Source organism: Corynebacterium sp. HMSC06D04 (genome assembly GCF_001807315.1).
Taxonomy (GTDB): Bacteria; Actinomycetota; Actinomycetes; order Mycobacteriales; family Mycobacteriaceae; genus Corynebacterium; species Corynebacterium simulans.
In genome coordinates this window covers 69705-94768 of sequence record NZ_KV788527.1, presented here as the reverse complement: position 1 = coordinate 94768, position 25064 = coordinate 69705, and the positions used below count along the sequence as shown (strand labels likewise).

Genomic DNA, 25064 nt, shown 5'->3' with positions numbered 1-25064 from the left:
TCAATTTCTTGATGACGGCGTTTCGCTTCATAACGGTAGTCTACCGACAGGAGACTAAACAAGTCAACCATGGGTTGACAGCCAAACTTCGCTGTTGCGTTCGCAACGTTGAGGACTCCGCTCACCACGTTAAGGATTCCAACTCCTGAGGTGGCGGGGTCTTTTTTCTTGCGACCGGGCGTTTCCAATGAGTGTCTACCCATTAGTCACCTCGGGCAAAGTAGCAGAAGGGCATGCGGACGAAATTTTGCTACTTAGCCCCGTGTCAGGAACGGTGCACGCCCAATATTTGCTAGATTTTCCAGAATGATGCCACCGCCGCGCAGAATGAAGACGTACAGCTGGTTCGTCCCGCCCGCGCCGCCAGCGGACGATCCGGCGCGGCTCCACCCGGCGCGCTGGAGCAGCGGGAACCGTGTGGTCAGGGACATGGTAGGCGCATACCCGGGCGTGCTGGTGCTGCACATTCTGAGCTACCTCATCGGCTCCGGCATCGCCGCGTTTGTGCCGGTGGTGGTGGGCATGATCGTGGACGGCCTGGTGGGGGAAGAAAAGTTCAACGCATGGTGGCTCTTCGCAGTATTGGTCGGCATCTTCATCATCCAGTTCATCGGCGAGGCCACCGGCGACGGCCTGGCCACAGCCTCGGTGCGCCGCGTGACCCACAACGCGCAGCAGCACCTGTCCTCGGGCGTGCTGCGCCGCGGGGCGGGAGCGATGAGCCCCGGCACCGTACTCAACACCATCGACGCGGACGCGAACACCGTCGGCCGCTACCGCGAGCTGCTGTCGTTTCCGCTCATGGCCATCGGCTACGCGGTCTGCGCGATGGTGGCGATGTGGTCGGTCTCCCCGTGGATCTCACTGGCCATCCCGGCCAGCGCGCTGATCATCGCTCTGTTCGCCGCGTGGACCGCGGGGCCGGTGACGCGGGTGTCGTTGAAGCGTCGCGCCGCGGAGGCGGATGTCGCTGGCTTGGCCACGGATGCGTCGCAAGGCATTCGCACCGTCAAAGGCCTAGGCGCGGGTGCAACCGTGGCAACACGTTTTCACGCCGAAACGGCGAAGGCGAAGCGCTTGATGCTCACGCACCTGCGTGTGGAGGTGTGGCTCGGTTTCGCCAGGTTTTGCGTGGCGTGGCTGTGCAACCTTGGCATCGTGGGCTTGAGCGCGTGGATGACGCTGCGCGGGGAGATCACCCCGGGGCAGCTGACATCCGTGGCACTGTTGGTGCAGCCTGCGTTGACCATGGCGGGCTTAGCGTTCGGCGACCTGGCCAGCGGGTGGGGCAGGGCCGTCGCGAGTGGCCAGCGCATCGAGCAGCTGCACCACGCGGGCGACGACACCGCGGGGCCCGAGCTAACAGACACACCGGTCCCAGGCGCGGGGCTGTGGATTCTCGAGCCGGCGGAGCGTTCCTACGCCACCGCCGCCGCGTGGGCGCAGCGCGCAGACGTGCTGTTCCCGCCGCACACCGTCAACGTGTTTGAGGGCACCATCGCAGACAACGTGAACCCGCGCGGGGATGTGCCGGAGGACGTCGTCAAGCAGGCGCTCGCCGCCGCCCACTGCCAAGACATCCTCCGCAGGCTCGGCGGTATCAACGAAGCAGGCGAGTTGCCGGACGCACCGCTGGGCGAGGCCGGCCTGAACCTTTCCGGCGGGCAGCGGCAGCGCGTCGCGCTTGCTAGGGCGCTCGCCGCCGACCCGGAGGTGCTCATCCTGGACGACCCGACCACGGGGCTCGATTCCGTGACACAGGCGGACGTCGTGGCAGCCGTCGCCGCGCTCAGAGCAGACAAAACCACCGTGGTCATCACCGGAAACGCCGCGTGGCAGCACGCTGGAACCGAATTGGAGGTGGCGTAGATGGCGCCCGATTACGCACGCACAGACGCGGTCGCACCCGCAAGTGTGAAGGAGACCTTCGCGTACCTCTCGGCGCTGCCCAACGCGCTGGACAGACGCTGGTGGGCGGGTCTGCTGCTCATCCAGGCGCTCATCGTCGCCGTGTACACCACGCAGTCGAACCTGTTCGGGCGCAGCGTCGACCCGCTCACCGGAGGCGAGGTGCCGCTACTGGGCACCGGCACCCGCGCCTTTGTGTGGACTGTTGGACTGGCGTTGGCCTGCATGCTCGTCGAGATGTTCCTGCGCGCCCTCGGTAACTACGTGGTGGGCCTCAAGGTCGCCCGCGCGTCCATCGACTTGCGCCGTCGCTGCCTCGACGCGATCCTGCGCGCACCTGTGCCGCGGGTGATGGAGCTCGGCACCGGCAACGTGATCACACGCATGACCAAGGACATCGACGACGTCGTCCAAACCATCACCGCCATCGGCTCGCGCGTGCTCACCACCGTGTTCGTCTTTCCGATCACGTTTATCGGGCTTTTGCTTATCGACGTCCGCTTCGCCTTGATCCTGCTTTTGATCTGCATCTGCACGTACCCGTTCGCCCGCGCGGTGGTCCGCGCCATCCCGGATGCCTCCAACGCGGTGAGCGTGGCGGAGGCGCGTCGCAACGCGGTGCTGCTGGATACCGTCCGGGGCCTGCCCACGCTGCGCGCCTTCGACTTGGAGCGCTGGGCGTTGGCACGGATGCGGCGGACCTCGTGGGGCGCGGTGGAGGCGGAGATGGACCGTGTGCCCTGGTTCATCCGGCTCACAGGCATCGGCCAGGTCGCTTTCGCCGCGTGGGTGCTGCTCACGCTTGGCGTCGGCGCGTGGCTCGCGACGGCCGGTGCCGTCAGCCCGGGCCAGGCGAGTGCCGCCGTGTTCATGGTCATCCGCGCCGAGGTCACGGTGTTCAACGCCCTGTTCTTCGTCGGCGAGCTGCAGAGCGCGGCCACCGCAGTGGGCCGCGCGGTGAGCCTGGCCAAGCTCGCGGACGGGCGTGAAGCTACGGCCGTTCCGGAGGATCTGGCGGAGCCGGTGGACGTGGAAGTCGACCACGTCTCGTTTGCCTACCCGGGCGGCGCCAACGTGCTGGAGGACCTCTCTGTCACGCTCGAGGCGGGAACAACTACCGCACTGGTGGGGACTTCGGGCGCCGGCAAGTCCACGCTCGCCGCGCTCATTGCGGGGCTGGTGGAGCCCACGTCTGGGTGCATCCGGGTAGGCGCAGTAGATACCTCGCAGGTCAGCGACACGTGGACCGCCAAGAACGTCACCCTGCTCACCCAGGACGTCCACCTGTTCGCCGGCACCCTGCGCGAGGACCTCTCGATGGCCGCACAGGATGCGACCGACGCGGACCTGCTGCGGGCGCTGGCAAGTGTCGGGCTCGACCCTGAAGGCACCCAGTTCGCGCGCCTGTTCCCGAAGGGGCTGGACACCGCCGTCGGCGCAGGCGCGGAGGAGCTGCCCCCGGAGGTGGAGCAGCAGCTCGCGCTCGCACGCGTGGCGCTCTCAGGCCCGAAGGTGCTCATCCTGGACGAGGCGACGGCAGAAGCTGGCAGCGACGCCACCAACGCGCTGGAGGACGCCGCCGCGCGGATCACCGCAGACACCACGGCACTGGTGGTGGCGCACCGCCTAGACCAGGCGGCGGCCGCGGACCGGATCCTGGTCATGGACGCCGGGCGCATCATCGAGGACGGCACCCACACCGAACTCGTCGCCGCCGACGGGAGATACGCGCAACTGTTCGCTGCGTGGAGTGGCGGCGGTCACTAACTCTCCGGTAGGAATGGGGACATGACTGCAAATTATGTTTCCGACCGTTTCCCCGGCCCCGACCCGTACGCCCCGCTGGCGGACGTGCCGTCCTTCGACATCACGTCCGAGGACATCGTCGACGGCGAGCGCCTCGCCGACACGCTTGCCGGCGACAACGCCACCAGCCCGCAGCTTTCCTGGTCCGGCGCCCCGGAGGGCACCAAGACCTTTGCGGTGACCTGCTTCGACCCGGACGCGCCGACCGCCTCTGGTTTCTGGCACTGGTCCGCGTTCAACATCCCCGCGGACGTTACCGAGCTGCCAGCCGGAGCAGGCGCGAAGGACGACCTCGGGGTTGGCGCGGTGGTGCTCACCGGCGACAGCGGGGTTAAGGGCTACTACGGTGCGAACCCGCCGGCCGGCCACGGCCCGCACCGCTACCTGTTCGCCGTCCACGCGGTGGACACGGAGCTGCCCGCAGACGAGATTGCCAACCCCACCCAGCTCGGCTTCAACCTGAACTTCCACTCGCTCGGCCGAGCAATCATCTGGGGCTGGTACGAAAACCAGTAAGATTCGCCGAATGGTTCCAGTGCAACTCCGCGTCGGCGGCGCGTTCATGGGCATCGCACTCGTGCTCGTGCTCTACGCCGTGCTGGCGCTGCTTCGAGGCGACGCCGCGTTCCCCGTCACCCCGCAGGTGCTCTCCATCATCGTGGCGGTCGCCATCGTCGGCGCCTTCGCCACCTACAACACCAAGCAGGAAGGCTCACGCACCCAGGTCGGCGCGCTAATCGTGGCCGTGGTGCTCATCGGGCTCGGCTTCATCGCGCCCGACACCGAGCTGATGGCCACCACGCCGTTCTGGCTGATCGGCTGGGCGCTCGCCGCCGGACTCTGCGCGGTGGTGCTGCGCCGCAGCGCAGCCGGACACGCTTAGAGCGCTTTCCACTCCAGCCCGCTGCCCACGGCCTGCTCAATCGAGTCCAGGCCGTGGGCTTTGATCTGCGTGGCGATCCCGCGGTGGATGCCGCGGATCCAGCCCAACCCGCCGTAGATGAACGGCGTGTAGCCCTGCAGCAGGCTCGCGCCCGCGGCGATGCGCTCCCACGCCTGCTCGGGCGTGGAGATACCGCCGACGCTGACGAGCACCAGCTTGTCGCCGACTCGCTCGTGGAGGCGCTTGAGCACCTCAAGCGAGCGGTTCTCCAACGGGGCTCCGCTGATGCCGCCCGCGCCCATCTTCTCCACCCTGGAGGCGGGCGTTTTCAGCCCGTCGCGGGAAATGGTCGTGTTGGTAGCCACGATGCCGGCCAAGTCCAGCTCCACGGCGAGGTCGGCCACGGCGTCGATGTCTTCGTCGGAAAGATCCGGCGCGATCTTCACTAACACCGGGGTGGTGGTGGATTTCTTCACCACTTCCAGGATCGGGCGGAGTTCCTCCACCGCCTGCAGGTCGCGCAGACCCGGCGTGTTGGGGGAAGAGACGTTGACCACCAGGTAGTCCGCAAGTTGGCCCAGAAGCGTCGCGGTGGCGCGGTAGTCCGCCACGGCATCCTCGGAGGTCTTGTTCTTGCCGATGTTGATGCCCACCACGTCGCGGGAGCGCCGCGCACGCAGGTTGTCGGCGACCACGAGCGCGCCCTTGTTGTTGAAGCCCATCCGGTTCAAAATCGCCTTGTCCTCCGGCAGACGGAACAGGCGCGGCGTGGGGTTGCCCGGCTGGGACTTCGGGGTCACGGTGCCCATCTCGGCGTAACCGAAACCGATCGCGCCCCAGGAGTCGATCGCCTCGGCGTTCTTGTCAAAGCCGGCCGCCAGCCCCAGCGGGGCGGGAAAATCCACGCCGAAAACAGTTTGGTGCAGCACCGGGTCGTGCACGCGCACGGCCTTTTCCATCACGCGGTTGACCGGGGTGACCAAGTGCAGCGTCTGCAACGCGCCGCTGATGATGCCGTGGATGCGCTCCGGCGGCAGCAGGAACATGAGCTTGAGTGCGCGGTCGTAGAGCGTCATGGGTTTTCTCCTAGTTGCTCTCGGTCTGGTCGGCGGGGGAGACGATCTGGATGCCGTCGCCGGATGCGGAGGCGGCGACCACGGTGCCGTCGTCAAGCGTAATGATGCTCTGGGCATCTGCGACGGTGGCGAAATGCTTGCGCTTCACCGGAATGCCCTGGGAGATGTCGTAGCCGGTGGCGGTGTTGCTGGCCAGCGAGCTGACCCATGCGAGGCGCTGCGCGGGGTCCCACGCGGCATCCCAGGGTCCTTCCGGCACCGGCGCGGACTGCTGGAGGCGGATGATGTCGTCGGTGGTGTAGACGTGGAGCTGACTACCGGTGGAATCCGCGGCCAGCACCAGGCCGTGCTCGCCGCCGCGCACCTTGCCCACTCCCAGGCCGACGCGCAGGGTGCCGCCTTGGCGCGAGCCGTTCCAGTCGATGTCCTGGATGGTGGTGTCGAAGCGGTTGGTGCGCACCACCGAGTCGCGCTGGCCGTCCACCTGCACCGCCTGCAACTGGTCGGTTTCGCGTGCGACGTCGATGGTGTCTTTGAGCTCGCCGCCGTCGAAGACCCAGATCTTGCGCTCCGAGTCGCTGCCTGCGAGCACCTCGCCTGTCGACGCCACCGTGGCCGCCGTGACCGGCTTATCCGTGGCGATAGTCTCCTCCCGGTCTCCGAAGAGCTTGATCTCGCCTGCGCAGGCGAGCGCGAAGGTGCCGGCGTTGGCGGAAGCCTCGCCGCAGGATTGGTCCAGCTCGTGGCGGGCGGCCTTGCCCTGCTGAATCTCCTCGAGGGTGCCGATAGTCAGCGCGCTTGAAGTGCGAACGCCGATGCGGCCGTTCGTTTCGTCCACATCGCTCACCGGCTCGAAGTCGACCAGGTCGCCCGCCGGGTCCGACGACTGCGGGGACTGCACCGGCTCAGCGCTGCCCATGTTCGCAGCTGCCTCTCCGCCGGCTTCCTCGATCTTGGCAGAGGGAGACGCGCCGCAGGCGCTCAACGCCAGGGCAGCCGCGACTGCACCGGAAACTGCGACAAAGCGGAGGCGGGAACTGGGGGCAAACAAACGAGCATTCACAAGGTCAAAGCCTAGCAACGCGCCCGTCGCGCACCGCGATGGCTAAGCGGGCGGGGTAGTGTCTTTCACCATGACTGATCCCGCCACCACAATGTCCTGGGTCCAGGTGATCGTCCTGTCCATTGTCCAGGGCCTCACCGAGTTTCTGCCAGTGTCTTCCTCGGGCCACCTGCGCATCGTCTCCCAACTGTTTTGGGGCGAAGACGCCGGCGCCAGCTTCACCGCCGTGATCCAGCTGGGAACGGAGCTTGCCGTGCTGGTGTACTTCGCCAAAGACATCTGGCGCATCCTCACCGCCTGGTTCGCCGGCCTCGCGGACAAGTCCAAGCGCGGTTTCGACTACCGCATGGGCTGGATGGTCATCGCCGGCACCATCCCCGTCGGTCTTGCAGGCGTGCTGCTCAAGGACTTAATCCGCGAGAACTTCCGCAACCTCTGGATCACCGCCACCGTGCTAATCCTGTTCTCGCTGGTGTTCATCCTGGCCGAGCGCCGCGGCAAAAAGACCCGCGGCTTCGAGGAACTGACCATGAAGGACGCGGTTCTGATGGGCCTGTGGCAGTGCCTGGCGCTCACCCCCGGTGTGTCGCGCTCCGGCGGCACCATCTCCGGCGGTCTGTTCCTCAACCTCGACCGCGAGGTTGCCACCCGTTTCTCCTTCCTGCTAGCCATTCCGGCAGTGCTGGCCTCCGGGCTGTTCTCCCTGCCTGATGCCTTCGACCCCCAGGCGGGCCAGGCGGCAAGCGGGCTGCAGCTGCTCGTCGGCTCCGGCATCGGCTTTGTGGTCGGCTACATCTCCATTGCCTGGCTGCTGAAGTTCGTGTCCAACCACTCGTTCGCGTGGTTCGCCGCCTACCGCATTCCGCTGGGCCTTTTGGTCATGGCGCTGCTCGGCACTGGCGTGATGGCCGCCTAGTTGTAGGGTTGTCCGCATGCATGCATGGCCCGACCCGTCCGTACCCGTAGTCGCCGGCACCCCGGTGCCGCTGAAGCTCTTCGACACCGCCGATCAGCGCGTCAAAGAAGTAGACACCACCCCGGATGCGAACGGGGAGGTGGGGATGTACGTCTGCGGCATTACCCCGTACGACTCCACCCACCTCGGCCACGCCGCGACCTACCTCACCTTCGACCTGGCGCAGCGCCAGCTGCTCGCCAACGGCCACAAGGTCCACTACGCGCAGAACATCACCGACGTGGACGACCCGCTGTTCGAGCGCGCCGAGCGCGACGGCGTGGACTGGCGCGAACTCGGCACCAGCCAGATCAACCTGTTCCGCAGCGACATGGAGATCCTGTCCGTGATCCCGCCGCGCGACTACATCGGCGCGATGGAGTCAGTCGACGAGGTGATCGCGATGGTGCAGCAGCTTCTCGACGCCGGCGCCGCCTACGAGCTCGACCAGGGCGACATTTACGCCTCCATCGACGCCACCGAGCAGTTCGGCTACGAGTCCAACCTGGACCGCGCCACCATGGAGGAGTACTTCGCGGAACGTGGCGGCGACCCGGATCGAGAGGGCAAGCGCGATCCGCTGGACGCGCTGATCTGGCGCGGCCACCGCGAGGGCGAGCCCGCCTGGGACTCACCGTTCGGCCCGGGCCGTCCGGGCTGGCACGTCGAGTGCTCCGCGATTGCCACCAACCGCCTGGGCAGCCACTTCGCCATCCAGGGCGGCGGGTCTGACCTGGCGTTTCCGCACCACGAGTTCTCCGCGGCCCACGCTGAGGCCGCGCTAAAGGTCGAGCGCATGGCCGGGCACTACGTCCACGCCGGCATGATCGCCCTCGACGGTGTGAAGATGTCCAAGTCCCTGGGCAACCTCGTGTTCGTGCACAAGCTCTCGGAGGCAGGCCACGACCCGTCGGCGATCCGCCTGGCTGTCTTTGCGGGCCACTACCGCGAGGACCGGGACTTCTCCGACGCGATCCTGGCCGAGGCCGAGGAGCGCCTTACGCGTTGGCGCGAGCAGCTCGCCGGCGAGGTTTCTGAGGCGGAGGCGACGGAAGTCGTCGATAAGCTTCGCGCGATTCTTGCGGACGATCTGAACACCCCGGAGGCACTTTCGCTTCTCGACGGCGCAGCCGGCGACTGCAACCAGATCATCGCCACCGCCCTCGACGGGCTGCTCGGGGTGCGCATTTAGCGCGCCTCACGCACAATGGGCCCATGAGCGCAGCTGCGGACAACTCGATTCGGGCCCAGTTTCAGCCCGAGGTAGACGAATTCATCGACGACCTGAACACCTTCGCCACCGGTTCCTACCTGCAGGACGAGGACAAGGACCTGTGGGAAGAGCCTTTCGACCCGGCGGTGCTGCCGGATTTGAAGAAGCGGCTTGAGATGCTCCTTGACGCCCTCGATCTGCTTGGCGACGACCCTGAGGGCGACGCGCTGGTGAAGGTCGTGGCGCCGTTCTACGAGAACCTCGAGGAGTTCAACGAAAAGCACGCCAACGCGGTGCTTGAACCGGAGGAGAAGGCCGACATCGAGACCTTGGTGTTCCGTGCGGCGGCCGCCACCGGCGCCACGGACGAGGCTCTCAACGAGCTTCCGGAACTTGAGTAGGCCGAAGGCCGTCCTCTGGGACATGGACGGCACCCTCATCGACACCGAACCGCTGTGGGGTAAGGCCACCTTCGAGCTCGGCGAGCTGCTGGGCCGCCCGCTCACCCCGGAGGTGCGCGCTAAAACTATCGGCGGCAGCTTCCCCAACACCTTGAGCGTGGTGGCCGAGTGGGCGGGCTACGAGCTTAAAGACGGCGACCTGGAGCGTTACCGCACCTGGATGTTCGACGGGTTAAGGGTCAAAATGTGTGTCTGGCTCGGCGTGTCGCGGGGGTTAGATTTGGCCTTTTTGAATGCCGATTGAGTGGGTGTAGTCGGTGTCGATAGCGTTGTCGTAGAGGGCTGGGCGTCCTGTTTCGTGGTCGGCTTGGTTCTCGGTTTGGGTCAGGGTGGATACTTTGGCGAGTTGGCCCTGGCCCCAGTCGGACTGCCTGGCGATTCGTACTGGATCGTCAGGCAGTTCCGTTTTTAAGTAGAGCCACCAATCCAGCATGCGGCGTTGTCGTTCGCCTGATCTGCCGCGGTGGGTTCTGGCGAGCAGTTTGAGCTGGGCGTTGATGCCGCCTTCTAAGCTGTTGGTGGTGGATTTGATCCGCTCGGGCGCAAGGACTCCTGCTGGCGGGTTGAGGTAGACAAACAGCATCTCGGACCGCCAAAGATGGTTGAGGCTGTTGTAGGCCTTGCGCACGTTGTGGTGGGTCCACACGCGGGTCCATGCACCTGTTTTGGGGTCTTTGATCATGGTTTTCTCGTTCATCCATTCCCGGTAGATCGTTGAAAACTCGTGCAGTTGCACACCCCACGCGGCGGCTTCATCCAGTGTGGTGATCCGGGTCAGTTTCAGCGCAAGTCGGTAGATGGTGCGCCCGGCATCGGTGCGTGGGTTGGTGGTGGTGTAGCGGCGGACCACGCGTTGGGCGTGGACGAGGCAGCGTTGAATTTTCGTAGTCGGCCAGCACTTTTTGATTGCGCTGTATGCGCCTTGGCCGCCGTCGATGACGGCGATGAGTGGGGCTTCGATGCGTTCAAGCAGCAGTTGGTAGTCGCGGGTGGTTTCGTGTTTGCACCAGTGCCAGGCGATCACGTGGTCGATGGTCGCCGCGACGATCAGGCAGCCACCGGCGGTGTAGGTGCCATCGAGAAATACCTGGTCGTAGATCCGCTTGTGGTGGCCGGCGGTGGGGTCAGGCACATCAACGAGCCAGCACCACTTGAAGCGCCGCTTCATGGTGGCGCGGCTAACACCGTTTCGTTTGGCTAGGTCGTCGAGTGATATTGCGGTGGTGCAATGCTCGATGAACTGGGTGAACACTGCCGCGTTGGTGATGTCGTTTCGACGTTTGACGCTGGAGGCGCCGCATTGTTTGCAGCGCCATCTGGTGGTGCCTTTGCTGGTGGTGCCGTTGCGTTTCATTTCACCGCCGCAGTGGCAGCGTGGTTGGTTCTTCGACATTGCGACACCACACCACGCCGCGCATAGCACATCACGGCTGCCACACCGAGGATTTCCCGTCGGGGGCTAGATATATGCTTCCGGAGCATATACTTTCCGGAAACCTACAGGTCAATCCGTGAAAATCCGCGATTCCGGACACACTTTTTGACCCTTAACCCCGCCCCGAAGCAACAAAGGAACCCGACACCATTACGGTGCCGGGTTCCGAGCTGTGGAGCATAGGAGAATCGAACTCCTGACCTTCTGCTTGCAAAGCAGATGCTCTACCAATTGAGCTAATGCCCCATTGTTCCGTGGTGGGCCTAGCAAGAATCGAACTTGCGACCTCATCGTTATCAGCGATGCGCTCTAACCGACTGAGCTATAGGCCCCTGTGCGGAACGAGAAGTAACTTTACATACCGATCCGACAAATACACAAATCGCCAGCGCAGACAAGGTTTTAGAAGGTTGTTTAAAAAGCGAAACCGGCACCGTCTCTTAAGAATTTAAACCTAAAAGACGATGCCGGTTCGATGTGGGTTAGCGGGCTCGGGCTTTAGTTATGACCAGACTGGATACCCAGCTTGAAACCACCGAAGACGTCCACGATGGCGTTATAAAGTACCGCGAGCAGCGGCGCCAGCAGCATGTTGAACACCGCCACGATTGCGCCGAAGAGAGCAGAGATAGACAAGACCACACCGAAGGTCACTTCGAAGGCGCCGCCCACTCCGCCGACTAGGCTGTTGAGGGAATCCCAGATTCCCGCCTGATCGAGGCCGAAGTAAAGCAGGCACACAGCAAGCAGCCATGCGATAAGCCCGACGAGGGACATCGCCAAGCCCACGCGGAAGGCCGAAATCGGTGAGATCCGCGTAAGGGTTACGTCTCGTCTTGCCATGGATTACTCCTCGCTATCTGCTGCGTTCTTGGAATCCGCAACCTTGAGGTGTTCCTGCTGAACGTCCTCAACGGATTTCTCGCCCTTGGCCACAGCCTGAGCGTCTTCCTCACCATCGTCCTCAACGTTGCGGTCGATTGCAAGCAATTCGACGTCGTCGGAGAGGTTGACCAGGCGCACGCCCATGGTGGCGCGGGAGGAAGGACGAATCTGGCCTACCTCGGTGCGGATGACGCCCCCAGCGGAGGTGATAGCGAAGATCTCGTCTTCCTCATCGACGGAGATAGCGCCGATGAGCTTGCCGCGCTTCGGGGTGTACTTGAAGGTCATAACACCCAAGCCACCGCGGCCCTGTGGCGTGTACTCCTCGATAGCGGTGCGCTTGCCGTAGCCGCCGGAGGTGGCAACCAGCAGGTACTCGCCATCGTGAACCACGGACATGGACAAAAGCTGGTCATCGTCGCGGAAGCGCATGCCCTTCACGCCGGCGGTGGCGCGGCCCATCGGGCGCAGCTGGTCATCGTCAGCGGTGAAGCGGATGGCCTGGCCCTGCTCAGAGGTCAGCAGGATGTCATCGCCTTCGTCGACGAGGGACGCGCCGATGAGCGCATCACCCTCGTTGAGGTTGATGGCAATTAGACCGGCAGAACGTGCGGACTCGTAATCGGTGAGTCGGGACTTCTTGACGCGGCCCTGCTTGGTAGCCAGGACGAGGTAAGGAGCGTCCTCGTAGGACTGAATCTGAATGACCTGTGCGATCTTCTCCTCCGGCTGGAACTCCAGCAGGTTAGCCACGTGCTGGCCACGTGCGGTACGGCCTGCCTCCGGCAGCTCATAAGCCTTGAGGCGGTAAACACGGCCAAAGTTGGTGAAGAAGAGGATCCAGTCGTGCGTGGAGCAGACAAAAAAGTTCTTGACGATGTCGTCCTGCTTGAGCTCCGCACCGCGCACGCCCTTGCCGCCGCGCTTCTGCGCCTTGTAGGCATCAACCTTTGTGCGCTTTGCGTAGCCAGTGGAGGTGATCGTGACGACCACGTTCTCGCGGGCGATAAGATCCTCGTCGGTGACGTCGCCAGAAGCGGCCACGATCTGGGTACGGCGCTCATCGCCGTACTTTTCAACGATCTCAGCGAGCTCGTCGTGGACAATCTGACGCTGGCGTTCCTCGCGGGCGAGGATGTCCTTGAGGTCAGCAATGATCTCTTCGATCTCAGCCAACTCGTCAATGATCTTCTGGCGCTCCAGGGCTGCCAGCTTACGCAGCTGCATCGCGAGGATGGCGTCTGCCTGTACATCATCGACGTCGAGAAGCTCCTTCAACCCTTCTCGCGCTTCGTCGACCGTTGGGGAACGGCGGATAAGCGCGATGACCTCGTCGAGCATATCGAGGGCCTTGACCAAACCACGCAGGATGTGGGCGCGCTTTTCGGCCTCATCCAGGCGGTACTGGGTACGGCGAACGATGACCTCGATCTGGTGCGCAACGTAGTAGCGCAGCATCTGGTCCAGGCGCAGGGTGCGCGGCACGCCATCGACGATGGAGAGCATATTGGCGCCGAAGGAGGTCTGCAGCTGGGAGTGCTTGTAGAGGTTGTTGAGCACGACGCGAGCGACGGCATCGCGCTTCAGGGTGACCACGATGCGCATGCCGACGCGGTCGGAGGACTCGTCCTCAATCTTGGAGATACCGGCGATCTTGCCGTTGGCCACGGACTCCGCGATGTTGGAGATCATGTTATCCGGGTTGACCTGGTACGGCAGCTCGGTGATGACGATGGTCTGGCGGGAGCCAGACTCCTCGATGGAGGTCACACCGCGCATACGGATAGAGCCGCGGCCGGTGGTGTAGGCATCCTTGATGCCTTGGTCACCAACGATGAGGCCGGCGGTTGGGAAGTCCGGACCCTTCACGCGCTCCATGCAGGCTGCCAGCGCTTCTTCGTCGGAGGCCTCTGGGTTATCCAGCAACCAGAAGATAGCCTCAGCCAGCTCGTTCAGGTTGTGCGGCGGGATGTTGGTGGCCATACCAACGGCGATGCCGCCGGAGCCGTTCATCAGCAGGTTTGGAACGCGGGAAGGCAGGATGTCCGGTTCCTGGGTCTTGCCGTCGTAGTTCGGGGAGAAGTCGACGGTGTTTTCGCGAATGTCACGGACCATTTCCATGGCCAGCGGGGTCATGCGGCACTCGGTGTAACGCATTGCCGCTGGGCCGTCGTTGCCGCGGGAACCGAAGTTACCCTGGCCGTCGACCAGCGGGTAGCGCATGTTCCAGGACTGTGCCAGACGCACCAACGTGTCATAAATTGCGGAGTCACCGTGCGGGTGGAATTGACCCATGGTGTCCGAGACCGGGCGGGCGGACTTCACGTAGCCGCGATCGGGGCGGTAGCCGGAGTCGAACATCGCGTACAGGATGCGGCGGTGCACCGGCTTCAGGCCGTCGCGTACCTCTGGCAGAGCACGGCCGACGATGACGGACATGGCGTAGTCGATGTAACTCGACTCCATCTCCTCGTTGATATCAATCGGTTGAATACGATCAAAGAGATCGTCATTTTGGTCACTCATAACGGCAAATTCTACCCTCTGCGCCCCTCTCCCGCCGGCTGCGCCGCACTAGTGATACCACGGTGATACCATCGGGCCATGGCTATGACTCTTCGTCTTACAGCGGAACAGGATCATGCGCTGACCCTTCTGGCTTCCGCGCAAGGCACCTCCAAGCACGAGGCGGTGGTGCGTGCAGTTGTGGCGGCTGCGGCGCGCACGCTTTCCGACGCCGCGGTCCAAGACGCCGCACGCCAGCTCCTGCCCGGCCGCGCCGAGCTCGAGGCAGAAATCCGCAGGGCTCGATCATGACCGCAGAGCAGCTCCTTCTCATCGCGCGCGAGTTCTGCGCGCAACACAAAACCACGGTGACTAACTTTGGCGCGTTAGTTGCCGCCGCGAGCGTCTCAAGTGCCCGAATTGATGGCATCCCCGTCCACGCAAACCGGCAGCAAGCAGCACAAGCGATGCAGCAGATATTGGTGGCTTATCCTGCGCTTAACAAGCACAACCGCGCCTTCGCAGCACTTAGCGCCCGAGTATTCATGGAGACGGAATCACGTCTTAGCCTGCGCTGACCTATCCATTGTTGCCTGAGTTATGTAAGTTATAGCTGGTAATACTTAACTATTCCCTCGAATATCCGCGCGGCTTGGCCTTGAGGAATGACTGAAGCGTCAATGCAACGCGTAGGAAAGGAAGACATGTCTCTGAAGAAAGCCATCGCTGCGGGCGTAGTAGCAGTATCCCTAAGCACCGCTGTCACCCCAGCCGCAACCGCCACCTCCAGCACCCCTGAGACCACCAACACCTGGGAAAACCAGGTCAATCCTAATTTCAAACCAGGCGAGGAAACTTCCTCTCTCACCGGCTCTTCCCCACTCGATTTGGGCATCATCATCGGCGGTTCCGTCGCTGGCGCCGCGCTTATTTTCAAGCTGGTGACCGATTTCGCTCCGGCACTTCTCACCCAGGGCGTCCCGAACCTCGACCTCGAGCGCCTTGCTCGTGACAACGGCTTAACCCAACTTGCAGATCAGATTGCTGCCCTGAAGGGCTAATTGCCGCATTCGGGTTTCAGTAAGATTACTGCCATGTCTAATCTTTCCCAGCTCCTGGAAGAGCCAACCCGCACCAGCGTTGTCACCGCGCTTGTTTCCTTGGTCGATAACACTGTCTCCGAACAATCCGGCATCACCGGCATGGCCATCAAGGGCGCGGTGGCCGCGGCGAAGAAGGTCGACGCCGACATCGTCTCAAAAGGGATCAACCGCGCCCTGCCGGATCTCCTCGGCGAGATGGAATCCTACTGGCAGGAGTTCGAGACCTCCCCGCAGGAGGATTTCGGCACCTACCTGGCCGGAAACGACAAAGAGGTGGCAGATTCCATCTTGGGTGTGGCTGATCGTAATGCAGACCAGGTAAATAATCCGGCGCTGGTGAAGACCTATAACTCCCTACGCAGCAAGATCGCCAAAATTATTGAACCCCAGATTCCGGAGCTCGCGCGCATTTTGCAAAAGCATATGTAACCCCATATGTAAGAAGGTGTAGTCTGGCGCGCATGACTTCAAGCAATAACTATTCTGAATTCATCCGCAGCCGCCACTCCGCCCGCGCCTACCTGCCAGAACCAGTTCCGGCAGAGGTTATTAAACAAGTGCTTATCGACGCCCAGTCTGCACCATCTAATTCCAATACGCAGCCATGGGACGTGCACGTGGTTAGCGGTGAGAAGCTCCACGAACTTTCTGATGCGCTCATCGCCGAGTTCAATGAAAACGGCATCAACCCGGATTTCACCTTGGACTACGGCGAGGGCGTGCACCCTTCCCGTTCCGTTGAGCTGGCAAAGAAAATGTACGGCATCCTAGGAATCGCCCGTGAGGATAAGGAGGGCCGCACCGAGTTCGTGCGCGAAAACCTCCGCTTCTTTGGCGCCCCGCACGCAGCACTTCTTTATATCCCGCCAATGGGCGATCGCATTCGTGCTGCCTTCGATCAGGGCACTTATGCAGAAAACTTCCTGCTTTCCCTACGAGCCCACGGCTATAACGGAACCCCGCTGGGCATGATTTCGCTCATGGCACCGACCACCCGCGAGTTCCTCGGCATTGATGAGGAGCAGAAGATGGTCGTCGCCATCGCCTTCGGTAAGGCGGACGAAGACAGCCCCGTGTTCAACGTAGAGCCGGGCCGCGCCGATCTTTCTGAGACGGTCACCCTGCACGGCATCGACTTGGACATCTAAGGCCAAATTACAGAAAGCGCCCTGCTCTCCCATTCGAGGAAGAGCAGGGCGCAAGTTTTTCTGGCTCGTGTAAAGCCAAAGGCTTTACACGTCCAGGAAGCGAACGTCCTTCGCGCGGCGGGTAATGAAGGAACGGCGAGCCGAGACATCGTCACCCATCAGGATGGAGAAGAGCTCGTCGGCGCGTTGTGCGTCTTCCAGATCCACGCGGCGCAGGATACGGGTGGTTGGGTCGAGTGTGGTCTCCCATAGCTCGGATGCGTTCATCTCACCCAGGCCCTTGTAGCGCTGGATGCCGTCGTCCTTGTTGATCTTGCGATTAGCTTCGAGGCCTTCTGCCAGCAGCTTGTCACGCTCGGCGTCGGAGAAGGCATAGCCCGGCTGGCCCTTTGCCCACTTGAGCTTGTACAGCGGCGGATTAGCCAGGTAGACGTGGCCATCCTCAACCAGCTGCGGCATGAAGCGGAAGAGCAGGGTCAACAGCAAGGTCGCGATGTGCTGGCCGTCAACGTCAGCGTCGGCCATCAGCACGATCTTGTTGTAGCGCAGCTTGGAGATGTCGAATTCTTCATGGATACCAGTGCCCAAAGCAGTGATGATCGCCTGGACCTCGGCATTTTTTAGAACCTTATCCATGCGTGCCTTCTCCACGTTCAGGATCTTGCCGCGCAGCGGCAGAATTGCCTGGAACATGGAGTCACGGCCGGCCTTTGCGGAGCCGCCTGCGGAGTCACCCTCCACGATGTAAAGCTCGGAGATCTTCGGATCCTTAGAACGGCAATCGGCAAGCTTGCCGGGCAGGCCGCCCAAGTCGGTGGCGGACTTACGGCGCACCATCTCGCGGGCCTTACGCGCTGCGACGCGTGCGTGCGCGGAGGAAACGGCCTTGTTGATAATCGCTTTTGCCTCTGCCGGGTTGGCATCGAACCAGTCGTTGACGTGCTCGTTGACGGCGCGCTGGACGAAGCCCTTAATCTCAGAGTTGCCGAGCTTGGTCTTGGTCTGACCCTCGAACTGTGGGTCACTGACCTTGACGGAAATGACGGCAGAAAGGCCCTCACGGCAGTCATCGCCGGAAAGGTTGCCGTCCTTCTCCTTGACCAGCTTGTGCTCCTTGGCGTAGCGGTTCATCAAGGAGGTCAGCGCGGCGCGGAAACCCTCTTCGTGGGTACCGCCCTCATGGGTGTTGATGGTGTTGGCGAAGGTGTGGACGGACTCCTTATAGCCCTGGTTCCACTGCAGAGCGACCTCGACCTCGTGATCCTCACCCTTGACGTCGAAAGCGACGATGGTGGGGTGGATGGCGGTCTTGGTCTTATTGAGGTGTTTGACGTAGTCAATCAGGCCGTCTGGGTAGTGGTAGACAACCTTCTTCTGCAGCTTCTTTGCCGGCTTATCCTCGCTCGGGCCGTCTGCTTCGGAATCGACGTCGACGTCGTCAAAGGACTCAGCGTCCAGGGCGGTCTCGCCGGATTCGGCGTCGGCAATTGCCTCAAGCTCGAGCTGCTCCTCGGTAACGCGCTCGTCGATGAGCTCGATGGTCAGGCCCTTGTTCAGGAAGGCCATCTCCTGCAGGCGGCGTGCGATGGTCTGGTAGTCATAATCCGTGGTCTCGAAGATCTCTGGATCGGCCCAGAAACGGATCGTGGTACCGGTACCGCGAGCATTGCCGCCTTCGACCAGCTCATCTGGGATGGCGTTAGAGAAGTTCTGATACCAGTGCTTGCCGTTGCGCTTGATCTCTGCCTCAACGCGAGTAGACAAAGCATTCACAACGGAGATACCGACGCCGTGCAGACCACCGGAGACTGCGTAGGAATCGGAGTCGAACTTACCACCGGCATGCAGCTGGGTCATGACAACCTGGACGGTCGGCGCACCGGAGGCGTGCATCTCCACAGGGATGCCGCGGCCATCATCGATAACCTCAACGCCGCCGTCGGCGAGCAGCTTGACGACGACCTTGGAGGCATAACCAGCCATGGCCTCATCGACCGAGTTATCCACGACCTCCCAAATCAGGTGGTGGAGACCGCGTACGCCGGTGGAACCGATGTACATACCTGGACGCTTGCGGACGGCCTCGAGGCCCTCCAAGATGGTAATGGAACTAGCACCATATGCGTGTTCTTCAGCCACGGAAACGTGTACTCCTTTTGGCTATAGCAAAATCTAAGACTTTAGCTATTCTACACGGTGTCCCCCTACTAGAGAGCACTCCACACCAGTGAGAGGGCGGAATTTAGCCCGATTTTTCGATCTGGATTTTCTCCCGCGGCGGCTATCCGTAGGTATCTTGCGAGCCTTGCGGCTTCACCCACTGCCGGCCCTGATAATTGCGGTGTTGCTTGGGGCCTTGAATACGCAGTTCAACGATGACGTCGGGCCCGAGGCGGTCCGCGATTTTGCGCAAGATCTGGCGTTGCAGATAGCGCAGCTCGGTGGCCCACACGGAGGCGTCGCAAGAAATATAGACGACCTTGTCCTTAATTCGCTCGGGCTTCGTGTGCGCGGCGATGCGCTCGCCCACCAGGTTGGCCCAATTGCCCATGACCCAACCATCAGCAAGCTCGTTTTCCCACCCGCGGCGCACAATCTCCTTGTTCAGCGTGGCACCGAGACTGGGGATATCCAGGCTGCGACGCTGCCGCCTGCCATCGGGGCCGGTGGGCCTGCCCACGCGGTATTTCTTCGCTGGTGCATCGTGACTGATCTTCATCTTCGGCGCTGGCTTATCCAGTTTGGGAGCGTTCTTGGAATTTGAACGCACACGATCAAAGAAATCCTGAATAGGATCAGTCATCGTCGCTCACCTTTGTAATTTCAGAAATCCGCCCCTCTTGAGTATCCCGAACGGAGACTTCATAGCGCACGATCGGCTCTAGGTTGCCGGGCAGGTCCTCATCCACGGCGGCGGTGATCAGCACTTGTTCGGCTTCGGTAGCCAGGTGCACGAGCTTCTCCCGGCGCTTGGCGTCGAGTTCGGCGAAAACATCGTCGAGAATCAAAATTGGATCGGTGCCTTCCTCGCGCAGGAGATTGAACTCGGCAAGGCGCAATGAAATGGCATATGACCAGGTCTCACCGTGACTAGCAAAGCCTTTTGCCGGCTGCGTTCCGAGGTTGAGCACGAGATCATCGCGGTGCGGGCCCACCAGGGAGATGCCGCGCTCGATCTCGCGCTGCCGCTTAGCGGCAAGCTCGGTGAGCATCACTGCTTCCAGTACGTCGCGGTCAGAAACATCGATCGTAGATTTGTACTCGATGTGGGCTGGCCGCGATTCCGGGGCCAGGCCTGAATAGGCGGATGGGATCAGCTCGCTTAAGGCGTCGACAAGTGCAAGGCGTGCCTGAATCACCTGCGCGCCTAAATGTGCGAGTTGGGCGTCCCATACATCCAACGTGGCCAAAGCCGAGGCACCATCGGCGTCATCGTAGCCGCGGCGCAGGCTTGACGACGCCGACTTTAAAAGCGCATTGCGTTGCTTTAAGACCTTGTCATAATCCGCCTTTACCCCAGCTAAGCGCGGGGTACGCGAGGCGATGATGTCATCCATGTAGGTGCGCCGCTCAGCCGGCTCACCACGCACGAGCGCGAGATCCTCAGGCGAGAACAACACGCTTTTGACCACGCCCAATACCTCGCGCGGGCTTTTCAGCCGCGTGCGATTGATCTGGGCTTGGTTAGCCGCGTGCGGTTTGATGAGCAGGTGCGCGGTAAGCTCGCGGCCCCGATTGACGGCAGTGGTGGAGATTCTGGCATTAGCGGCGCTTTGACGTACCAACGGGGCGTCGTGGCTAACACGGTGCGAGGACAGGTGGGCCACGTACCCGATCGCCTCGACGATGTTGGTTTTGCCAAAACCGTTGCGTCCGACGAACAAAGTGATCCCCGGGCCGAGCTCAATATGTAGCTCAGGCCACGAGCGAAAATCCCGGACGTCGAGTTCGCGGATGAACATTAACCTGGCAGACGGACCGGCATCAGAAGGTAGGTGAAGTTGGTCTCCGGGGTTGGGAAGACTCCATCCTCATCTGCCATCGGCATCTCCTCTGGCTCCGGAATCATAATTGCTGGGCGGGAAGGCTCAGTGAAGCCGAAGACCACGCGGTCAGTGTGGACCACGGCCAGGCCATCCTTGAGGTAGCCCGGGTTAAAGGCGATGGTGAATTCATCGCGGCCGGTAAATGCACACGGCAAAGTCTCGTCTGCCTTACCGGAATCCGCGCCAGCTGCCAGGGTGACCTGACCTTCAGAAAAGTCCATGCGGATCTGGGCGTTGCGATCAGTCAGCAGGGAAACGCGGCGGATGGCTTCCTGCAGCGGAGCAACCTCGATGCTGGCCATCGCGGTATGCGTCTTTGGCAGCAGCGGAGAGACGTTTGGGAAGTCTGCATCCAGCATGCGCGTGGTGGTCTCGCGGTTATCCGCGTGCAGACCAAACAGGCCCTCTGCGCCAATGTTTTCGCCGGTACCTACCGCGATCTCCACCGGGATGTTGAGGTGAGTATCAAGGGAGCGGCCGGTGTCTTGCAAGGTCTTCGCAGGAACCAGCAGCTTTGCCTTTACGTCAGGGGATACCGGATCCCACTCGAAGGTGCGCATAGCCAAGCGGAAACGGTCGGTAGCAGTCATTTCGACGTGGGAACCGTTGATTTCCATATGCACGCCGGTCAGCATCGGCAGAGTGTCATCCTTGCCGGCAGCGGATGCGACCTGGCTGATGGCCTCAACGAAAAGCTGTGGGTTGATGGTGCCGGTGACCTCCGGCAGAACCGGCAGCTGCGGGTAATCATCGAGTGGAATGATAGGCAGCTCGAAGCGGGAGGAACCGCAGGTGAGCAGGACCTTGGAATCCTGCTGGGTCATCTCGACTTCCTTGTTCGGAAGGGTGGCAACGATGTCTGCGAGCAACTTACCGGCGACGGCGATGCGGCCTGGTTCGTCGATCATTGCCGCAATGCGTACGCGAGTAGAAACTTCGTAGTCGAAGCCGGTGAATTCCAAACCATTGTCATCGGCGGTGATAAGCATCGCGCGAAGAACAGGCTGCGTCACCTTGGAAGGCAGACTACGGGCTACCCAAGCAACTGCGTTGGCCAGATCATCTTTGGCAACACGAAATGACACAGATTGGTCCATGGTCTCGATGAGCTCCTTGCTGGGTTCTAGCTGGGTTGATTTTTGTAAGTAACAAAAGCTGTTTCCAACTTACCGCATGGGCGCCGTGCGACAGACTTTTGTAATTCACTCGCGGCCTGGTGCCTCGGCTCGAGGCGAGGGCGAGAATTACACACATCCCCTTTTTACTTTAGGGATCAGGAAAAATAGTTAGTAGTAGTAATAACCGTTGTGGGATCTGTGGATAACGCCCTAAACGACAAGGTGGTGGGCCCGATCCGCGCTGTGATCGTGGCTGTGGGATCAGTGTGATCAAATTACATAAATTGTGAGTAACCGGAGGGGGACCGATTTTATCCACAATCTATCCCCAGGATTGTGGAATTTGATCACAGCGTTGATCACAAGCTCCTGATCAGGGCGAATGCTTTGTGAAAAACAAAAATGTGTCGAAGATCTATGAATTACAACAATGAAATTACACAGGTGTGAATAACGCTGTGGATAAATATAACCCGCCACCTAAGTGCAGGTGGCGGGTTATATTTCTAGCTGCAGAAAGCGTTTTAAGAACGGCTGTGGTTCTTGATCCTTTGGGTCAGCGCCTGGATCTCATCGTAGGTATTGCGGTTTTCTGTCATTTCCTTACGGATCTTGCGATCGGCATAAATGACAGTCGTATGATCCTTGCCTCCGAACTGATCACCGATCTTCGGCAAGGAAAGCTCAGTCAGCTCGCGGCAGAGATACATAGCCAACTGGCGGGCATGAGCGACGGCGCGCTTTTTGCCCGCACCGCGCAGGGTCTCGACGTCGATGTCGAAGAACTCTGCTGTTACTTCCATGATCGCAGTTGCCGTAATTTCACGTCCCGCTGAATCGGGCGCGAGATCGTGCAATGCGATCTCCGCCATCTCCAAGCTGATCGGCTCGTTAACCAAAGAGGAATAAGCAGAAACGCGAATCAGCGCGCCTTCAAGCTCGCGAATAGAAGACTCGAAGCGCGAAGCGATGAGCTCTAGAACAGATCGATCTACTTCGGTGCCGTCCGCAGCTGCCTTCTTCATTAAGATGGCTATGCGGGTCTCAAGGTCTGGCGGCTGAATATCCGTGATCAAACCACCTTCGAAGCGAGTGCGCAGGCGATCCTCCAGGGTGGTCAGCTGCTTCGGCGGACGGTCAGAAGACAAGATGATCTGCTTATTGGCTTGATGCAGCGCATTAAAGGTATGGAAGAACTCCTCCTGAGTCGATTCCTTACCCTCCAAGAACTGAATGTCATCAACCATCAAGATGTCCAGATTGCGATAACGCCGCTTGAAGGACTCCTGGCGGTCATCGCGCAAAGAATTGATGTAGTCGTTAGTAAATTCCTCGGAAGAAACGTACTTCACGCGCAGACCCGGATGCAGTACCTGCGCGTAGTTGCCCGCGGCGTGCAACAGATGGGTTTTGCCCAGACCGGAGCCGCCCCAAATAAACAGTGGGTTATAAGCACGCGCTGGATTTTCCGCTACGGCCACCGCCGCGCCGTTGGCAAAGCGGTTGGAGGAACCGATAACGAAGTTTTCAAACGTGTGCTTTGGATTCAGCGACTCTTCCCTATTGGGATCGTGCGCCGGCTGCTCACGCGGAATGCGGGCATCTGCATTGTGCTGAGGCTGGTACTGCTGCTGTTGCTGGTTGTAATGATCGGCCAGTTCATCCAAGCTCGCCGGGGCATGGCTGGTCTGCCAAGCCTGCTGTGGCGGCTGATACTGCGGCTGTGAAGGCGCCTGCGGTGCTTGAGCCGGGGCGTCGTTAAGCGGTGCTTCTTCCTCCACCGGATTGGCCAGAGTTACAGCAAGCGTGCACGGCCTGCCCAGGTGCCGGGTAAGGGCACGCGAGATGTGTGGGCCGAGATCGGTTTCGATGACTGCCTTGGCCTTTTCATTGTGTGCTGCCAGCAGTGCGTAGCCATCCATCATCATGATGGGTCGCGCGAGCTGCAGATACAGTCGCTGCGTGTGGTTGAAGTTGGGTACCTCTGAGTTGGGTTTCTCAGATTGGGCGAGCAGATCTTCCACTACTGCTCGCCAGTTGGCGTTAAGTACCGCTTGTTGATCAGTCAACGCGCCTACCTTGTGCGGCCTTCCCAGAAGAAGGCCCTAGTTCGGACGGAGAAAAATTTACAGTGAATTTCACGGACGTATCCACATCGAAAATTGCGGAACGACCTCGATCTCCACAGAGTTATCCACAGATGTGGAACAAATGTTTATCCACAGCCTAGTCGATGGCTGTGGATAACTATCAATCGGGTACTTTAGGCTATTTACCTGCTGGAATACAAAAAGTCTAAAGCTGAGATTTAGAGTTATTCACACCTTGTGGACGGCTGTGGAATTCGATTCTTTAGTTTTACCGTCGAGTTAGCGGGGCTGTCTAACGCTTTTCGGCACATGCATGGCGTGAACTTAAAATGCAAGCCGCCACATGTGCTCTGACCCCGCAAAGTAGCCTTTTAGCTGCAGATAAAAACATCTTTGTAATTTTGGGTACACCCGGGTGTCGATTTGTTCAAGGCTGCATTCGTCACGTAATCTGTCATGGTCTATCGCAACAGAAGACGTTGCGCGTGAGTGCGAACCCACTCCCAGGGGTTGCTAACTACTCACATATCCATTCATCAGTGGAGCTGGGGGAATGACTTTCCCTGGGCTCCGCGCACAACTTCAAGGAGATAATCGTGGCAAAGGGTAAGCGTACCTTCCAGCCCAACAACCGTCGTCGCGCTCGTAAGCACGGCTTCCGCACCCGCATGAGCACCCGTGCAGGTCGCGCTATCGTCGCAGCTCGTCGTAAGAAGGGCCGCGCAAAGCTGTCGGCATAATCGTGCTTCCAGCCCAGCATAAGCTCACCTCGCCAGCGGAATTCCGCAGGACGATCAAGGGCGGCAAGCGGGCCGGTACACGTACGGTTGTTGTGCACTTTCGTAACAACACCAGCCAAGACACCAAATTCGATATTGCGGCCGCTGGCCCAAGGTTCGGATTGGTTGTTTCAAAAGCCGTCGGGAATGCAGTGGTTCGCCACCGCACCTCCCGGCGGCTTCGGCATGTGTGCAGGTCCCTCTTTCCGGATCTTCCACCGACCGCAGATCTGGTTATCCGCGCGCTTCCCGCAAGCGCCACAGCGAGCAGTGAGCAACTAGAAAAAGACATCCGCAAGGCTCTGCGTAAATGCGGTATGTAAATTCTTCCGGTGTCGAAATCCCGGAAGCTAAGGGTGTGGCAAAACCGATGGTAAAAGCGGTGCGCTTCTACCAAAAGTATTTCTCACCCCTTAAGATGGTTTCCACCTGTCGTTTTGAACCGACTTGCAGTGCCTACGCCCTCGAAGCACTCTCCGTTCACGGAGCTTTCAAAGGCGCCGGCATGGCCATCGCTAGGGTTTGCAAATGCGGCCCTTGGCATCCGGGCGGGTTTGATCCCGTACCCGGCACGAACAACAACTGAGGAC

The 25064-nt window shown here is 61.0% G+C and carries 27 protein-coding genes and 2 tRNA genes; 16 read left to right on the top strand and 13 right to left on the bottom strand.

Annotation, left to right across the window (positions count from 1 at the left end):
• The coding region (locus HMPREF3155_RS13105) for a hypothetical protein (RefSeq protein ID WP_210385632.1) at positions 1-203 on the bottom strand (203 nt) is incomplete at its 3' end.
• A gap of 103 nt (positions 204-306) precedes the next feature.
• On the opposite strand from HMPREF3155_RS13105, the gene tetA reads away from it, so the two are divergent.
• From tetA to HMPREF3155_RS02295, 4 genes are read left to right on the top strand one after another with little or no spacing between them, the layout of a single operon-like run.
• Positions 307-1869 (top strand): tetracycline efflux ABC transporter TetAB subunit A, encoded by a 1563-nt coding sequence (gene tetA, locus HMPREF3155_RS02310; protein WP_349018405.1) that lies wholly within the window; start codon positions 307-309, stop codon positions 1867-1869.
• Positions 1870-3675: an ABC transporter ATP-binding protein gene (locus HMPREF3155_RS02305; RefSeq protein WP_070432494.1), complete on the top strand. Its 1806-nt coding sequence runs from the start codon at positions 1870-1872 to the stop codon at positions 3673-3675.
• A gap of 21 nt (positions 3676-3696) precedes the next feature.
• Positions 3697-4230, top strand: coding sequence for a YbhB/YbcL family Raf kinase inhibitor-like protein (locus tag HMPREF3155_RS02300; RefSeq protein ID WP_070432493.1), 534 nt, complete (start codon positions 3697-3699; stop codon positions 4228-4230).
• A gap of 10 nt (positions 4231-4240) precedes the next feature.
• Positions 4241-4597: a hypothetical protein gene (locus HMPREF3155_RS02295; protein WP_005390939.1), complete on the top strand. Its 357-nt coding sequence runs from the start codon at positions 4241-4243 to the stop codon at positions 4595-4597.
• Here HMPREF3155_RS02295 and HMPREF3155_RS02290 read toward each other — a convergent pair.
• Both HMPREF3155_RS02290 and HMPREF3155_RS02285 read right to left on the bottom strand, forming a co-directional pair.
• Positions 4594-5673 carry a quinone-dependent dihydroorotate dehydrogenase gene (locus tag HMPREF3155_RS02290; protein WP_070432492.1) on the bottom strand — a complete coding sequence of 360 codons (1080 nt, stop codon included), beginning with the start codon at positions 5671-5673 and terminating at the stop codon, positions 4594-4596. The genes HMPREF3155_RS02295 and HMPREF3155_RS02290 overlap by 4 nt on opposite strands.
• A 10-nt stretch (positions 5674-5683) precedes the next feature.
• Entirely contained in the window at positions 5684-6736 is a 1053-nt protein-coding gene (locus tag HMPREF3155_RS02285; RefSeq protein ID WP_070432491.1) for a YncE family protein, read from the bottom strand.
• A gap of 70 nt (positions 6737-6806) precedes the next feature.
• On the opposite strand from HMPREF3155_RS02285, the gene HMPREF3155_RS02280 reads away from it, so the two are divergent.
• The 4 genes from HMPREF3155_RS02280 to HMPREF3155_RS02265 are packed head-to-tail and all read left to right on the top strand — an operon-like array spanning position 6807 to position 9609.
• A complete protein-coding gene (locus HMPREF3155_RS02280) occupies positions 6807-7652 on the top strand; it encodes an undecaprenyl-diphosphate phosphatase (RefSeq protein WP_070432500.1) in 846 nt (281 codons plus the stop codon).
• Positions 7653-7668: 16 nt separating this feature from the next.
• Positions 7669-8883, top strand: a complete 1215-nt coding sequence (gene mshC, locus HMPREF3155_RS02275; RefSeq protein WP_005296309.1) for a cysteine--1-D-myo-inosityl 2-amino-2-deoxy-alpha-D-glucopyranoside ligase — start codon at positions 7669-7671, stop codon at positions 8881-8883.
• Positions 8884-8906: 23 nt separating this feature from the next.
• Positions 8907-9305 carry a hypothetical protein gene (locus HMPREF3155_RS02270; protein ID WP_070432490.1) on the top strand — a complete coding sequence of 133 codons (399 nt, stop codon included), beginning with the start codon at positions 8907-8909 and terminating at the stop codon, positions 9303-9305.
• On the top strand, positions 9298-9609 hold the full coding sequence (locus HMPREF3155_RS02265) for an HAD family hydrolase (protein WP_246817645.1): 312 nt from the start codon (positions 9298-9300) through the stop codon (positions 9607-9609). The genes HMPREF3155_RS02270 and HMPREF3155_RS02265 overlap by 8 nt, the downstream gene beginning before the upstream one ends.
• Here HMPREF3155_RS02265 and HMPREF3155_RS02260 read toward each other — a convergent pair.
• The 5 genes from HMPREF3155_RS02260 to gyrA all read right to left on the bottom strand — a co-directional run bounded on the left by HMPREF3155_RS02260 (position 9580) and on the right by gyrA (position 14211).
• Positions 9580-10758, bottom strand: coding sequence for an IS256-like element IS1249 family transposase (locus HMPREF3155_RS02260; protein WP_005323424.1), 1179 nt, complete (start codon positions 10756-10758; stop codon positions 9580-9582). The genes HMPREF3155_RS02265 and HMPREF3155_RS02260 overlap by 30 nt on opposite strands.
• Positions 10759-10973: 215 nt before the next feature.
• Positions 10974-11046: transfer RNA gene (locus HMPREF3155_RS02255), tRNA-Ala, on the bottom strand.
• A gap of 9 nt (positions 11047-11055) precedes the next feature.
• Positions 11056-11132, bottom strand: a tRNA-Ile gene (locus HMPREF3155_RS02250).
• A gap of 166 nt (positions 11133-11298) precedes the next feature.
• Complete coding sequence (locus tag HMPREF3155_RS02245; RefSeq protein WP_070432488.1) at positions 11299-11643, bottom strand: DUF3566 domain-containing protein; 345 nt, start codon at positions 11641-11643, stop codon at positions 11299-11301.
• 3 nt (positions 11644-11646) lie between these two features.
• A complete protein-coding gene (gyrA, locus tag HMPREF3155_RS02240) occupies positions 11647-14211 on the bottom strand; it encodes a DNA gyrase subunit A (protein ID WP_061925545.1) in 2565 nt (854 codons plus the stop codon).
• Positions 14212-14289: 78 nt separating this feature from the next.
• Between gyrA and HMPREF3155_RS02235 the strand changes: the two genes are divergently transcribed.
• The 5 genes from HMPREF3155_RS02235 to HMPREF3155_RS02215 all read left to right on the top strand — a co-directional run bounded on the left by HMPREF3155_RS02235 (position 14290) and on the right by HMPREF3155_RS02215 (position 16441).
• A complete protein-coding gene (locus tag HMPREF3155_RS02235; protein ID WP_061925542.1) occupies positions 14290-14502 on the top strand; it encodes a hypothetical protein in 213 nt (70 codons plus the stop codon).
• Positions 14499-14768 (top strand): cell filamentation protein Fic, encoded by a 270-nt coding sequence (locus HMPREF3155_RS02230; protein WP_070432487.1) that lies wholly within the window; start codon positions 14499-14501, stop codon positions 14766-14768. The genes HMPREF3155_RS02235 and HMPREF3155_RS02230 overlap by 4 nt, the downstream gene beginning before the upstream one ends.
• 126 nt (positions 14769-14894) lie before the next feature.
• Complete coding sequence (locus HMPREF3155_RS02225) at positions 14895-15251, top strand: hypothetical protein (protein ID WP_070432486.1); 357 nt, start codon at positions 14895-14897, stop codon at positions 15249-15251.
• A gap of 33 nt (positions 15252-15284) precedes the next feature.
• Positions 15285-15722 (top strand): DUF6918 family protein, encoded by a 438-nt coding sequence (locus tag HMPREF3155_RS02220; RefSeq protein WP_062036503.1) that lies wholly within the window; start codon positions 15285-15287, stop codon positions 15720-15722.
• 32 nt (positions 15723-15754) lie between these two features.
• On the top strand, positions 15755-16441 hold the full coding sequence (locus tag HMPREF3155_RS02215; protein WP_083281222.1) for a nitroreductase: 687 nt from the start codon (positions 15755-15757) through the stop codon (positions 16439-16441).
• Positions 16442-16525: 84 nt separating this feature from the next.
• On the opposite strand, the gene gyrB is transcribed toward HMPREF3155_RS02215, so the two are convergent.
• The 5 genes from gyrB to dnaA all read right to left on the bottom strand — a co-directional run bounded on the left by gyrB (position 16526) and on the right by dnaA (position 23674).
• Positions 16526-18580 carry a DNA topoisomerase (ATP-hydrolyzing) subunit B gene (gene gyrB / locus HMPREF3155_RS02210; protein ID WP_070432485.1) on the bottom strand — a complete coding sequence of 685 codons (2055 nt, stop codon included), beginning with the start codon at positions 18578-18580 and terminating at the stop codon, positions 16526-16528.
• 142 nt (positions 18581-18722) lie between these two features.
• Complete coding sequence (locus HMPREF3155_RS02205) at positions 18723-19244, bottom strand: DciA family protein (protein WP_070432484.1); 522 nt, start codon at positions 19242-19244, stop codon at positions 18723-18725.
• On the bottom strand, positions 19237-20403 hold the full coding sequence (gene recF, locus HMPREF3155_RS02200; protein WP_070432483.1) for a DNA replication/repair protein RecF: 1167 nt from the start codon (positions 20401-20403) through the stop codon (positions 19237-19239). Before recF ends, HMPREF3155_RS02205 begins: the two co-directional genes overlap by 8 nt.
• On the bottom strand, positions 20403-21584 hold the full coding sequence (gene dnaN, locus HMPREF3155_RS02195; RefSeq protein WP_082778674.1) for a DNA polymerase III subunit beta: 1182 nt from the start codon (positions 21582-21584) through the stop codon (positions 20403-20405). The genes recF and dnaN overlap by 1 nt, the downstream gene beginning before the upstream one ends.
• A 545-nt stretch (positions 21585-22129) precedes the next feature.
• Positions 22130-23674 carry a chromosomal replication initiator protein DnaA gene (gene dnaA / locus HMPREF3155_RS02190; RefSeq protein ID WP_070432482.1) on the bottom strand — a complete coding sequence of 515 codons (1545 nt, stop codon included), beginning with the start codon at positions 23672-23674 and terminating at the stop codon, positions 22130-22132.
• A gap of 617 nt (positions 23675-24291) precedes the next feature.
• Between dnaA and rpmH the strand changes: the two genes are divergently transcribed.
• The 3 genes from rpmH to yidD are packed head-to-tail and all read left to right on the top strand — an operon-like array spanning position 24292 to position 25060.
• Entirely contained in the window at positions 24292-24435 is a 144-nt protein-coding gene (gene rpmH, locus HMPREF3155_RS02185) for a 50S ribosomal protein L34 (protein WP_005530694.1), read from the top strand.
• Positions 24436-24437: 2 nt separating this feature from the next.
• Complete coding sequence (rnpA, locus tag HMPREF3155_RS02180) at positions 24438-24797, top strand: ribonuclease P protein component (RefSeq protein ID WP_062042802.1); 360 nt, start codon at positions 24438-24440, stop codon at positions 24795-24797.
• Positions 24785-25060, top strand: a complete 276-nt coding sequence (yidD, locus tag HMPREF3155_RS12490; protein WP_246817643.1) for a membrane protein insertion efficiency factor YidD — start codon at positions 24785-24787, stop codon at positions 25058-25060. Before rnpA ends, yidD begins: the two co-directional genes overlap by 13 nt.
• Positions 25061-25064: the final 4 nt, after the last annotated feature.